The sequence below is a fragment of the Erythrobacter sp. Dej080120_24 genome (assembly GCF_036322605.1).
Taxonomy (GTDB): domain Bacteria; phylum Pseudomonadota; class Alphaproteobacteria; order Sphingomonadales; family Sphingomonadaceae; genus Erythrobacter; species Erythrobacter aurantius.
This window is the reverse complement of record NZ_AP027262.1, coordinates 2,407,713-2,421,480: the sequence shown is the minus strand read 5'-3', so window position 1 is coordinate 2,421,480 and position 13,768 is coordinate 2,407,713. Positions and strand designations below refer to the sequence as shown.

At 60.0% G+C, this 13,768-nt stretch carries 8 protein-coding genes; 5 read left to right on the top strand and 3 right to left on the bottom strand.

The genetic code is table 11. The features are described from left to right. Positions 1-42: 42 nt before the first annotated feature. Positions 43-1,128, top strand: coding sequence for a DUF2855 family protein (locus AABA34_RS11550; RefSeq protein WP_338302756.1), 1,086 nt, complete (start codon positions 43-45; stop codon positions 1,126-1,128). Positions 1,129-1,143: 15 nt separating this feature from the next. On the opposite strand, the gene AABA34_RS11545 is transcribed toward AABA34_RS11550, so the two are convergent. Continuing rightward, positions 1,144-2,910, bottom strand: a complete 1,767-nt coding sequence (locus AABA34_RS11545) for an N-acyl-D-amino-acid deacylase family protein (RefSeq protein ID WP_338302755.1) — start codon at positions 2,908-2,910, stop codon at positions 1,144-1,146. A gap of 69 nt (positions 2,911-2,979) precedes the next feature. Here AABA34_RS11545 and AABA34_RS11540 point away from each other — a divergent pair, with 69 nt between their 5' ends. Further along, a complete protein-coding gene (locus tag AABA34_RS11540) occupies positions 2,980-3,855 on the top strand; it encodes an alpha/beta fold hydrolase (RefSeq protein WP_338302754.1) in 876 nt (291 codons plus the stop codon). Here AABA34_RS11540 and AABA34_RS11535 read toward each other — a convergent pair. Continuing rightward, a complete protein-coding gene (locus AABA34_RS11535; RefSeq protein ID WP_338302753.1) occupies positions 3,852-4,799 on the bottom strand; it encodes an alpha/beta fold hydrolase in 948 nt (315 codons plus the stop codon). The two genes, AABA34_RS11540 and AABA34_RS11535, sit on opposite strands and share 4 nt — an antisense overlap. A 45-nt stretch (positions 4,800-4,844) precedes the next feature. After that, positions 4,845-6,542, bottom strand: a complete 1,698-nt coding sequence (locus tag AABA34_RS11530) for a PHA/PHB synthase family protein (protein ID WP_338302752.1) — start codon at positions 6,540-6,542, stop codon at positions 4,845-4,847. 218 nt (positions 6,543-6,760) lie between these two features. Here AABA34_RS11530 and AABA34_RS11525 point away from each other — a divergent pair, with 218 nt between their 5' ends. The 3 genes from AABA34_RS11525 (at position 6,761) to lepA (ending at position 13,201) form a co-directional block, all read left to right on the top strand. Next, entirely contained in the window at positions 6,761-8,953 is a 2,193-nt protein-coding gene (locus AABA34_RS11525) for a putative bifunctional diguanylate cyclase/phosphodiesterase (protein WP_338302751.1), read from the top strand. A 162-nt stretch (positions 8,954-9,115) separates the two neighbouring features. Next, a complete protein-coding gene (locus tag AABA34_RS11520; RefSeq protein WP_338302750.1) occupies positions 9,116-11,317 on the top strand; it encodes a putative bifunctional diguanylate cyclase/phosphodiesterase in 2,202 nt (733 codons plus the stop codon). Between the two features lie 66 nt (positions 11,318-11,383). Then, on the top strand, positions 11,384-13,201 hold the full coding sequence (lepA, locus tag AABA34_RS11515; RefSeq protein ID WP_252257985.1) for a translation elongation factor 4: 1,818 nt from the start codon (positions 11,384-11,386) through the stop codon (positions 13,199-13,201). Positions 13,202-13,768: the final 567 nt, after the last annotated feature.

The following is a 13,768-nucleotide window of genomic DNA, read 5'->3' as shown; positions in this document are numbered from 1 at the left end:
CGCCGCCTTGTCGATGGCGGTGATGACATAGGAGAACCCTCGATGACCCTGTCCCAGGTGCACGTCCGCAAGACCGATCTCACCGATGCCGAGCTGGTTGAAGTGCCGACCGGCGAACTCGCTGAAGGAGCGGTGCGGCTCAGGATCGAGAGTTTCTCCGTCACGGCCAACAACATCACCTATGCGGTGGTCGGTGACGGGTTCCGCTATTGGGATTTCTTCCCCGCGCCGGAGGGCCTCGGCATTGTGCCGATGTGGGGCCATGCGCAGGTGATCGAGAGCAAATGCCCTGAGATCGCCGTGGGCGAGCGGGTCTATGGCTATCTGCCGATGGCGACCCACCTCGATGTGGTGCCGGGCAAGATTAATCCCGGCGGGTTTTCCGACATGACCGATTATCGCCAGCCGATGAGCCCGGTGTACAACAGCTACACCCGGCTTGCTGCCGATCCCGAGCATGATCCCGCGCGTGAGAATGAGCGGATGATCTATGGTCCGCTGTTCAAGACCGGCTTCATCATCGACTATTTCATGCGGTCAGAGGGCTGGTTCGGCGCGAAACAGGTCGTGCTGACCAGCGCATCGTCCAAGACCGCGATGGGGCTGGCAAGTTGTGCCAAGCAGGCTTCGCCGGGGATCAAGCGCATCGGGCTGACTTCACCGGGCAATGTCGAATTCGTGCGTTCGACCGGCCTGTATGATGAAGTGGTCGCGTATGATGATCTCGGCACGATTGCGGGTGAGCCGACGGTTAGCGTCGATTTCGCAGGCAATGCGAAACTGCTGGCGAGCATCCATCAGCACTTCGGAGAGGCGCTTAAATATTCGTGCCTTGTGGGTGCGACCCATATCGAGGAACGAGGCGCAGGGATGGGCGGGGCAGCCGGTCTGCCCGGGCCCAAGCCGACGCTGTTCTTTGCCCCGGATCACTTCGTTTCCTTCTTCAAGGAACACGGCCCGGTCGAAGGCGGCAAGCTGGCTGCGGCGGCTTGGCACGGGTTCCTGAATTCGGTCGAAGGCGCGGTGGAAATCGTCACCCACAAGGGCCTCGACGCTGCGCGCACGACCTTTCTGGAAATGGTCGGCGGCAGCGTCGATCCGGCGAAGGGTATCGTGATCGAGCCTTGACCCGGGGGCGGCGGATTACTCCGCCGCTTCGGCCAGTTGAGCGCGCTGGGGCCCGCGGATCAAGCCGCCCGGCGTTGCGCCCGTCCACTTGCCTTCCTCGAATGTCACCACGCCGCTTTTGATCGTGCAGACGTAGCCCTCGGCTTTCTGCAAGAGGCGCTTGCCACCCGCAGGCAGATCAAAGGCGAGCCACGGGCGACCGAGCTTCAACCGATCCATGTCGATCACGTTGATATCGGCGAGGAAGCCCGGCGCGATCACGCCGCGATCTTCGAGGCCATAAAGAACGGCGGTATCGCGGCACTGGCGCTTGATCGCGTTCTCCAGCGTGATCCGGTCCCCGCGCTTGCGATCGCGCACCCAGTGTTCAAGCATGAAGGTGGGCGAGGCCGCATCGCAGATCGTCCCGCAATGCGCGCCGCCATCCGACAGCGAGTTCACCGTGTCGTCGGCGTGCTGGAGCGGGTGCAGGAAATCGAGATTGCCGTCCGCATAGTTGAGGATCGGCAGGTAGATGAACCCGGTGCCATCGTCGCGGCATAGCATGTCATAGGCGTATTCCTGCGGGCTGATCCCGGCGGCCTGCGCGCGGGCATTCACGCTGGCTGAGGCGTCCGGCTCGTAATCGAAATCGGGGTCCATCTCATATTGCAGCGCCCACCCTTGGGTTATAACCATGACCACGCCGATGATGTCCTTGGGCGCGTCGGAATAGTCATTCGCTTCGGACAGCAATTGCGCCTTGAACGCGGGATCCAGCAGCTTCGCCTTCTGCTCGGCCCAAGGCAAATCCTTGATCGCTTGCCAGCTCGGACGAAAGGCGAAGGGGTTTACCGTGCCCTGCCACGCCATGATGATGCCGTTTCCGCGCAGCGCGATCTGGGCGACGATGTTCGCGCCATTGTCGTTTTCGGCGCGCATGGTGGCGATCTGCTCTTTCAGCGGCATTTCCTTCGCAATGCTTTCCAGCGCGGCGAAAGTGACCGGGATTCCGGCTTCGCGGCTGAGGCGGCCCATCCACTCGAATTCGTTCCAGTCGCGTTGAAGGTCGCTCGCCATTTCGAACACGGCGTGACCGCCCGCGTCCTTCGCGCGACCCATTGCCTTGCCAATGGCGACCAGTTCTTCGGGCGTGGCGGTGGTGCCGGGGACCAGTTCCCCATCGACCGATTTGTGCAGCACCGTGCGCGATGTCGAGAAGCCGAGAGCGCCCGCGCGCACGCCTTCTTCGACAATACGGCTCATTTCGGCGATGTCTTCTGCGGTCGGCACCGCGCCGGGTTGCTCGCGATCCCCCAGCACATAGGCTCGCACAGCCCCGTGAGGGACATGGGTGCCGATATCGACGGTGCGCGGCAGTTTCTCCAGCGCGTCGAGGTATTCGGGGAAGGTCTCCCAATCCCACGTGATCCCTTCGGACAGGGCGGTTCCGGGGATGTCCTCCACCCCTTCCATCAGGCTGATCAGCCATTCGTGGCGATCGGGCTTGGCAGGCGCGAAGCCGACCCCGCAATTGCCCATGACAACAGTGGTGACACCGTGCCAGCTCGACGGAGCCATTTCCTGATCCCAGGTCGCTTGCCCGTCATAATGCGTGTGGATGTCGACAAAGCCGGGAGCGACGATCTTGCCGGCGGCGTCCATCTCGCGCGTGGCGTCGCCTGAAACGGCGCCAACTGCCGCGATAAGCCCGTCCTTGATCGCGACATCTCCGGTAAACCGCTCCGCTCCGGTTCCGTCAACAATTGTCCCACCCCGAATGATCAGGTCAAACGCTGGCATTTCTCTCTCTCCCGGTTTTTATTCGCAACCGGCTTATCATATCGCGCCGGACGCTGCTACGCTGTCAAAATGACCATGAAGCCCAGCGGAATTGCGATCGAATGGATCGAGGCAGGCAGCCTGACTTTCGAAGTCGCAACCGCAGGCGAGGGCGATCATCTGGCCTTGTGCCTGCACGGGTTTCCGGAGCTGCATTACAGCTGGCGGCACCAGATGCCTTTGCTGGCGGAAATGGGATACCGCGTCTGGGCGCCCAATCTGCGTGGCTACGGCGGAACTTCCCGACCCGAGGGCACTGATGCTTACAGGTTGAGAACCTTGGCACAGGATGTCGCGGCGCTGATCGATGCCAGCGGGGCGACCAAGGTGACGCTGATCGCGCATGACTGGGGCGCAATCATCGCCTGGTATTTCGCCATAATGGAAATCAGGCCGCTCGAACGGCTCGTAATCATGAATGTGCCGCATCCCAGATGCGGGCAGCGCGAATTGAAGACTTGGCGGCAGCTGCGAAAGAGCTGGTACATCTTCTTCTTCCAATTGCCGCGATTGCCCGAGCTGTTGCTGGGCCGGCGGCAAGCGATGCCGATCAAGAGCCTGTTCAAGGAAACCACGGTCAATTCGCATCTGTTCGACGAAGGCGTGCGGGAAACCTATCGGCAGGCCGCGGCAAGACCGGGGGCGTTGACTGCTATGTTCAATTATTACCGCGCGCTCATCCGTCGCCCGGATGCGCGCGATATAGGCGCAGGGCAGGTCAAGGTGCCGACCTTGATCGTCTGGGGTGAACAGGACGTTGCGATCGACATCCACTGTCTCGACGGGACGGAGGAATACGTCCCCGAACTGGAAGTCCACCGCCTGCCCGATGCATCCCACTGGGTTCAACAGGATGCGCCGGATCAGGTGAATAGGATACTAAGGTCCTGGCTGCCCTCGGCTTAGGCGGCGTAAGCGCCCACGCGGTCTTTTTCCGCCTCGGTTTCCGGAGCGTCGAGGAATTCGCGGATTGCGGCGACGCTTTCATCGGCATGGGTCAGCAGGAACAGGTGACCGCCTCCCGCAAACATCTTGATCCGCGAATTGGGGATCATCGCCTTCAGGATCTGGCCGTTGATCGGGCGCACGATCTGGTCGTCCTCACCCATCATGATCAGCGTTTCCTTTTTGAGGAACGGCAAGGCAGGCAGGCTGGTCCAGCCCAGCATGCACAGCAGTTGATACATGTATCCGCGCGGGGAAGGGGGCTTCAACCGCCCGATGTGGCTGTCCTTCTGGTGCGCGGTGCCATCGGCATCTGCTCCGCCGTATAGTGTCGCGAAATGCTCGTTCATGAACTCGGGATCGATATAGCGGCGCGGATTGGCCATCTTGGTGAAGGCGGCGGGGTTGCCCGGCACCATCGCCATGCCCGGCGTGGTCGCGATCAGCGTCAGCCGACGGGTTCGGGCCGGGTGCTGGAGCGCAAAGTGCTGCGCCATCGCACCGCCCCATGAAACACCCATCACATCCACTTCGCCAAGGCCGAACCGGCCAAGCAGTTCCGCAGCGGTCCAGCTCATGGTGAAGGGATTGTAGGGGATGATCGGATCGGGTGATTCGCCGGTTCCGGGCATGTCGAACATGATGAATCCGCGCTCCGGCATGGCGGCTGCCAGCGGGGCCACGGCTTCGATATTTGCACCAATGCCGTTGAAGAACAGGATCGGCAGGTGCTCGCTCTGTTTTTGCAGCCGCCATGTAGCAACCCGTAGCGTCCGCCCGGCCACTTGCTCCATCGAAATGACCGCTTCGTCCATGATTTCCGTCACGATAAACCCGTCCTTGGTGGGCGCGCAAAAGGGGTGCGCGGTGGGTGGGGGACACGCATCGCAGATCCCGTGCGACACGTGCCTCCCATAAGCTGTAAATTCATCTTTACGGCTGCGCCTGTATCAGACTTCTTCGACGACGTAGAGTCCCGGCGCGCTTTCCAGCGGGGGATGCGCCTTGCTGCCGACTTCGGCGGGCGCAGCCACCTTTCCGCCCGAACGCGCCTGAATCCACTCCATCCAGAACGGCCACCAGCTGCCTTTTATCTCTTCGGTACCCTGCAACCATTCGTCAGCCGTCTCGGGCAGCTTGCCCTTCTTCTTCTGGACGTAATATTTCGCCTTCGGATTGCCCGGAGGGTTGAGGATCGCCTGCATGTGGCCGGACTGGCTGAGAACGTAGGTGACGTGCTTCGAGCCGAACAACTGCGTCGAACGGTAGGTCGCCTTCCAGGGGGTGATGTGGTCGGTCACACCGCCAAGGATGAACAGGTCGGAGGTCACCTTGCTCAGATCAACCTTGTGATCGGCCATTTCGACTTCGCCCTGTTTGGTGAAGGCGAGCGTTTCATACAGCGTCAGGAAATCGCCCATCAGGCTGGCGGAAAGGTTGGTCGCATCCGCGTTCCAGAACAGCACGTCGAAGGCGGGTGGATCCATGCCCAGCAGGTAGTTGTTGATCACATAGTTCCAGATGAGATCGTTCGGGCGGAGCCAGGCAAAACCGCGTGCCAGATCGTCCGCCTTGATGATACCGGCCTTCGCCGCCCGCTGGCGGGCGAGCGCCATGCCGTTTTCGCTGACCAGCGAACCGGCTTCGATGTCGGTCTGTTTGGGGTGCAGCACGCACACCATTAGCGTCAGAGTGCCAAGGATATCGTTCTTGGTTGCGGCAAGCTTTGACGCGAGTACCGAGGCGGTCTGGCCACCTGAACAGCCGGCGGAAACGTTGACCTTCTTCGATCCGGTGATTTCCGAAACGACCGCCAAAGCTTCTTCGCAGGATGCGATGTAATCGGCCATGTCCCAATGGCCCTGTTCCTTTGACGGGTTGCGCCAGGAAATGACGAAGGTCTGAAGCCCGTTGTCGACCTGCCACTTGATGATCGACTTTTCCGGCGACAGGTCATTGATGTACATCTTGTTGATCTGCGGCGGGATCGTCAGTTGCGGAATCTCGTACACCTCGTCCGTTGTCGGGGCGTAATGGATCAGCTCGTACATTTCGGTGCGATGCACGACGTTGCCCTTGGAGGTGGCGATGTTTTCACCCAGTTTGAACGGGCGTTTGTCGACCTGGCTTACCATCCCCTTGTTGTGGACGATGTCGTTGTAGGCGTTCTGCAGCCCCTTGATCAGCGACAGGCCGCCGGAATTGATGATCTGCTTTTGCGCCATCGGGTTGCCGGCGAGCGTATTGGTCGGCGCAATTCCGTCGAGTATGATATTGGCAATGAAGTTTGCGCGGTTGCGTTCAAGCTCGTCCAGTTCGAGGTCTTCGAGCCAGTTGCGCATGCCCTTTTGCACCGCGAGGTAATATTGCGCGCCGGCACGGAAGAACGGGTTGTATTGCCACGCCGGGTCCATGAACCGCTTGTCCTTGGGGTCGGGTTTCAGCTCGCTCTTGCCGGTCATGATCTTGACCATGTCTTCGCCCCATGTCCGGGCGTGTTTCATCAGACGATTGGGATCGGATGCGGTTTCGCGGAGCAGCAAGGCGACGGCGCTGACGAAATCCTCGCGCGCGACACCGACAAGCGGCCCTAGCGCGTTGGTCGATTGTGCCGCTTCATTCTCGAGCTTCACGGTGCCTTGTGCCATCCCATATCCCCTTTGCGATTGCTGAATTCGGCGTTGTTCTGCGAATTGGTGAACAAATGGCCTGTTCGCATTCATCTGACAAGCCGAAGCGCCGCGCGAATTGCCTGACTTTTCAGTTTGCGGCCCCCAGTCAGGCATCGTGGTTAAGCCCGGTTATCCAAATGTTCACTACTGAAAGCTATCGCGTCAGGGCTCAATACGAGGAGTCTTACGCGCAAATGGCTGGCCTGCTTTCCCGCTTCAAGAACGGTTCGGGTGAACCCGAATCCGATTCTCCCGTCCTGTCGGAACAAAAGTTCGGCCGAGCTCACCTGTTGCAGAGCCTCGAGAACTCTGATCTCGGATGGTTCTGGGCCAGCGATGCGGAAGGCCGCATTCAGTACATTTCGGAACCGGCTGTCCGCCGGATCGGCAGACCCGCCTCGGACATCGTGGGCAGGCCGATGACGGAAGTGTTCCTGCCAGTGGAAGGCAGCGAAGATTCCGGAGGCGAGCGGCCTTTGAAATTCCAGCTTGCAAAGCGCAACTCGATCAAGCCCACGACTGTCAGGCTGGATCGTGGAGAAGGTGCGGGCGAGTCATGGTGGGAAATCGCCGGTGTTCCCCAAACCGACGCGGGCGGCAAATTCTCCGGCTACCACGGAATTGTCCGCGACGTTTCCGAAAGCTTCAAGCACCAGCGCGATGCAGAAAAGATGTCGCGCTATGACTCGCTTACCGGGCTTTCCAACCGGCACCGCATGTCGTCGCAACTCGAAGCGACCCTGACCGCCTTCAAAGTTTCAAAGCGGTCTTGCGCGATCATGCTGATCGACCTCGACCGGTTCAAACAGGTCAATGACACAATGGGCCATCCGGCCGGTGACGAGCTGCTCAAGCAGGTTGCTGGTCGCCTCGCACGGGTTCTTGGAGAGGGCGTCGAAATCGGACGTATCGGGGGCGACGAATTCGAAGTCATCATGCCCGACGTCGATGATCGCGGCACGCTGGGCGATCTGGCGATGCGGGTCATCCAGATGGTCTCGCAACCCTATTCGATCAACGGGATGCGGGCTGTCATCGGTTGTTCGGTTGGTGTCGCCGTTGCGCCGTTCGACGGGATCGAGTCCGATGAACTGGTCAAGGCAGCGGACCTTGCGCTCTATTCGGCCAAGGGTGGCGGACGCGGGCAGTTCCGTTTCTATTCCAACGAGTTGCGGGACAAGGCTAGCTATCGCCACCAGATCGAATCCGATCTGCGCGACGCAATCAGCCGCGACGAACTGGAAATGCATTATCAGCCGATCCTCGACGTCAATCGCCATGAAGTTGTCTGTGTCGAGGCGCTGATGCGCTGGAATCATAGCGAGCGCGGGATGATTTCTCCGGCGGACTTCATCCCCGTGGCTGAAGAGGTCGGAATTATCCGCGAACTCGGCGCATGGGCGCTCCTTCGGGTTTGCGAGACGATCAGGGAATGGCCCGGCGATATCCGCGCCGCCGTCAACGTATCGGCCGTGCAGTTCTCCTCGGAAGATTTTGTCGATGTCGTGCGCCGCGCGTTGAAGACCAGCGGCGTCAACCCGGCGCGGGTTGAACTCGAAATCACCGAAAGCGTGTTCGTTGGTGACATGGAGCGCGCCTTCCGCGTGTTCAACGAACTCAAGGAGCTTGGCGTAAAGCTGGCGCTGGACGATTTCGGCACCGGCTATTCCTCGCTCGGCTATTTGCGCGACGCCCCATTCGACAAGATCAAGATCGATCAGAGCTTCGTGCGCGGCTGTGCATCGCCCGATAACCGAAACGATGCGATCATCTCCGCTGTCGTCAGTCTGGCATCGGCATTGGGCATGGAAACGGTTGCCGAAGGCGTTGAGACGAAGGACGAACTCAGAGCAGTAACCGATCGCGGTGTATCGCACGTCCAGGGGATGCTTTTTGCCCGAGCGCTGCCTCAGTTGGAGATCGAGGAACGGCTTGCGACGGGTGAACTGAAATTCGTGCCCAAGGGCCCGGAAAAATACCGTTCTGATCGGCGCACTGAATTCCGCAAGATCGGGCTCATCCACGGCGATGATCGATACAACGTGTTCCTGCGCAATCTCTCAAGGACCGGGGCCAAGATCGAAGGATTGCTGGATGTTCCAGTTGGCACGGACATCGTACTCGATCTTGGAGGCGGCCAGCTTGCTGTTGCAACCGTGCGTCGATCGGAAGGGTTCAGTCAGGGCGTTGAATTCGAAACGCCTTTGATCAGCGATGGGGCCGATGGCCTGTGCACCCGCCACCGCGTGTCGCCCTATCAGATCGAAGCGGCGGGACGCCCGCTTCGCTCGCTCAACGACGAAGCAGTTGCCGCGCTTACCGGCGCCATGCGTTCCAGCACCAAGTACTTCGTCGAAGTCGATATCACCAGCACTCGCCGAGACTGATCGAAGGGCGTGGCGCCCGGATCGCGCCGCCCCAAAACGATAGTGCTGGATCATGTGCCGTTAACCGCGGTCATTAGCCAAAAAATAACCAACCGGCTTTACGCAACGTGAAGTACGTAAAAACCCTATATTTTGGGGTCTGACGGGAAGGAAGAGGCAAACGTGCCCCTCAAGGGTTTCTTGTCCAGAAGCGGATCGAAGGTTGCCGCAGCAAGCGCGACTTCTGGTTCCGGGAAGTCGGCAAGCGCGCTTTCCGATGGCGAGAAGCTTGCCATGCTTGATGAGCTTGAGCGGTCTGGCCTTGGCTGGTTCTGGGCAAGCGACAAGGACGGCAAGCTGACCTATCTCAGTGCCACGATTGCGGATCGTATCGACATTGCTCTCGATGACCTGCTGGGCAAGCCGTTGCCTTCGGTATTCGTCTCCGCTGATCGTGAAGGGCGCAGCAAATCGCTTTCGTTGATGCTCAACGCGCACCGGGCCTTTTCGGGATTCGCGGTGCGAGCGGAGAAACGACCGCAGGGAGCAGTGCTCCGTCTCGCGGGTCAGCCAATCATTGAAGACGGCGAGTTTTGCGGCTTCCGCGGTACCGGTGCTGATATCACCGAGGAGTACTATCGGGAGGAAGAGACCGAACGTCTCGCCAAGTTCGATTCACTGACCGGATTGTCCAACAGGCACCGGATGAAACATCAGATCGAAAGCACGATCACCGCATTCAAGGCGGCCAAGCGCAACTGCGCGATCATGATGCTCGATCTCGACAAGTTCAAACACGTCAATGACACTCTAGGCCATGCCGCCGGGGACGAACTGCTGAAGCAGGTTGCCGAGAGGCTGCGCCGCTCGATCGAGGTCGATTGCGAGATCGGACGGCTTGGCGGTGACGAATTCCAGGTCCTGATACCGGACAAGGACGATCGCGGCGAACTGGGCGACATCGCGATGAAGGTCATCACGATGCTGAAGCAGCCATATTCGCTCGAAGAAGGTCGCTGTGTGATCGGCTGCTCCGTTGGCATTGCCATCGCCCCACACGATGGGGTGACCGCCGACGAGGTAGTCAAGTCGGCTGACCTTGCGCTTTACGCGGCCAAGAACGGGGGAAGAGGGCAATTCCGGTTCTTTTCGGGGGAACTGGAAAACGAAGCTCTTTTCCGTCGCCGCCTGGAAGAGGATCTTGGGGAGGCTGTCAGAGACGAGCAATTGTTCCTCAAGTACGAGCCGATTGTTTCCGCCGGCACCGAAGAAGTGCGCGCTCTCGAAGCTCACATTTGCTGGAACCATCCCCAGCGTGGTGAGATAGACGAAGAAGAATTCGCATCGATTATCGACGGTTCGAGCCAAGTCGGGGAAGTCGGCACTTGGGCCATTCGAGAAGCCTGCAAGGACGCGGCGCAATGGCCGGACTCAATCCGGGTAGCCGTCAATGTGCCGGTCGCCCTGTTTGCTGCTGACGGCTTCGTTGAAGCGGTTGGCGAGGCTCTGCAGGAAGCGGACATATCTGCAGCCCGGCTTGAACTGGAAATCAGTGAGGCAGTGTTCTTTGGCGACACGAGCGCGGTTGATCGTACCCTCGATCAACTGTTCAAGCTCGGCGTTCGGTTGACCCTCGATGAATTCGGCAGTGGTTATTCCTCGCTGGCCTACCTGCGGCGCGCGCCCTTTGATGCGATCAAGATTGACGAAAATCTCATAAGCGAAGCCGAAAAGAACGACACCTCCGACCTCGGTTTGATCACGGCAATTGTCGCGCTCGCCAACGCCCTTCGGATGGACACCATTGCCAACGGGATCGAGACGACGACAATTTTCCAGAAGCTCAAGGATTGCGGTGTCAAACGGATGGAAGGGCCGATCTTCTCGGATCCCATCAGTCGGGAGACGGTGCAGACCGAGTTGGTTGGAGGAAACTGGAAGATTGCCCCAAGCAGCGACCGGATAAAGCGTTCAAAGCGCCGCACTGTTTTCCGAAAGATCCAGGTGATCCATGACGATCATTCCTATGAGGTAACGCTCAGAAATCTCTCGCGCACGGGTGCGTTGATTCAGGGGTTGTCTGAAGTGCCTAAGGGAACGCAATTCGTTGTTGATCTGGGTGGCGGCCAATTGGCAGTCGCGACGGTGATCCGGACAAACGGTGACACGCAGGGCCTCGAATTTGAACAATCGCTGGTCGACGACGGAGCAGGGGGGCTTTGCACCCGCAACCGTGTGAGCCCTTACGCGCTGGCAGCGGCTGGTGCCCCGCTCGCAGCTTTGGCCCAAGGCGCTTACGAAGCAATGCCTGGCGGCGGGTTGGGGCAAGCTGGCAGTGTCCCTCAATTCAGCTATGCTGCGCCGTCCAAGTTTGAGGGGGTTTGAGGCGGTTTTGTTTGTTGCAATTTTCGAGAATGACATGGGGAACAGTGGGCGCTAAATGCGGCGCAAATGACTGACCTTTCCAAGATCCGCAATTTCAGCATTATCGCTCACATCGACCATGGCAAGTCCACGCTGGCTGACCGGCTGATCCAGTTCACCGGCGGGCTCACCGATCGCGAGATGTCCGAGCAAGTCCTTGATAACATGGACATCGAGAAAGAGCGCGGCATCACCATCAAGGCCCAGACCGTCCGCCTCAACTACACGGCCAAGGACGGCGAGACCTATCAGCTCAACCTGATGGACACCCCCGGCCACGTCGACTTCGCCTATGAAGTCAGCCGCAGCCTCGCCGCATGCGAAGGCGCGCTGCTGGTGGTGGACGCCGCGCAAGGGGTGGAGGCGCAGACCCTCGCCAACGTCTACCAGTCGATCGAGCACGATCACGAAATCGTCTCCGTCATCAACAAGATCGACCTGCCCGCCGCAGAGCCGGACAAGGTCCGCGCCGAGATCGAGGACATCATCGGCCTCGACGCATCCGACGCCGTCCTCACCAGCGCCAAATCGGGCATCGGGATCGAAGACGTGCTCGAAGCCGTCGTCGCCCGCATCCCCCCGCCCAAGGGCGAGCGGGACAAGCCGCTCAAAGCCTCGCTCGTCGACAGCTGGTACGATCCCTATCTCGGCGTCGTCATCCTTGTCCGCGTGATCGAAGGCACCATTACCAAGGGCCTCAACATCCGCTTCATGCAGGGCGGCACGCAGCACCTGATCGACCGGGTCGGCTGCTTCACCCCCAAGCGCACCGATCTGCCGGAGCTTGGCCCGGGCGAAATCGGCTTCATCACCGCCCAGATCAAGGAGGTGGAGCAGGCCCGCGTCGGTGACACCATCACCACCGTCAAGAACGGCGCGACAGAGGCGCTGCCCGGGTACAAGGAAGTGCAGCCCGTGGTTTTCTGCGGCTTGTTCCCCGTGGACGCCGCCGATTTCGAAAAACTGCGCGAAAGCATCGGCAAACTGCGCCTCAACGACGCCAGCTTCTCCTATGAAATGGAATCCTCCGCGGCATTGGGCTTCGGCTTCCGATGCGGCTTCCTTGGCCTGTTGCACCTTGAAATCATTCAGGAACGCCTCAGCCGCGAATATGATCTTGACCTGATCACCACCGCGCCTTCCGTCGTCTACACCGTCCACCTTGGCCATACCAAGACCGAGGATGCGAAGACGATCGAGATCCACAACCCCGCCGACTGGCCCGATGTGAACCGCATCGACGCAATCGAGGAACCGTGGATCAAGGCGGTGATCTACACCCCCGACGAATATCTCGGCAGCATCCTGAAACTGTGTCAGGACCGGCGCGGCATCCAGACCGACCTTACCTACGTCGGCGGGCGCGCGCAGGTGACATACGAATTGCCGCTGAACGAAGTGGTGTTCGATTTCTATGACCGGCTGAAATCGATCAGCCGCGGCTATGCCAGCTTTGACTACGAACAGATCGGCAGCCGCGAAGGCGACCTCGTGAAGATGAACATCCTCGTCAATAACGAGCCGGTCGACGCGCTATCGCTGATCGTCCACCGCACCGTGGCCGAAGAACGCGGACGCGGCATGTGCGAACGGCTGAAAGACCTGATCCCGCGCCACCTGTTCAAAATCCCGATCCAGGCCGCCATCGGCGGCAAGATCATCGCCCGCGAAACCATCGCCGCCCTGCGCAAGGACGTGACCGCCAAATGCTACGGCGGCGACATCACCCGCAAGAAAAAGCTGCTGGAAAAGCAGAAGAAGGGCAAAGCACGGATGCGGGAGTATGGGAATGTGAGCATCCCGCAGGAAGCGTTTATTGCTGCGCTGCGGATGGGTGAGGAATAAGCGAAGGCGCGTAACGCCGACGCTTTCGCAGAAAGCGACAAGTTACAAGCCGGTGCGCGCCAGCGCATCGCGCATTCCGGCCAGCGGGTCCGCGTAGCGGAACCCGTCTGGAGTCGAAGACGGCCGCAGGCCACCCCACGTGGCGCATGGAGCGATTGCGCCAGCAATCGCGGAACGGCGCGGGGCGGGGGTGGCGGCGATCAAACCAGAGGCGTTTATTGCCGCGCTGCGGATGGGTGAGGAGTTGTTCTCAATGATGAGTACCGTGTGGGAACGGTGTATGAAAAGCTCCGCGTAGTTCGGACAGCATCTCTTGTGCTAAGTTAACCTCCTATCGGAAGCTTCTCGTCAGACTTGAGAAAATGCAGTTCGACCGGGCCTTGAACGCCATCGGGGCCATTAGGTCCGAGCGGTCCCGCAGGCGCATCTGTGTAACCGCCACGCCGGAAAAATCCGCATGAAACGCCGGGTGTCCCGCGCCCTCCAAGGCCTCCCGCTCCTCCGAAACCGCCCATTCCTCCGCGCGCTTCAATGGTCATGTCGTTGGCCGAAGGCAAACGCTGGTCA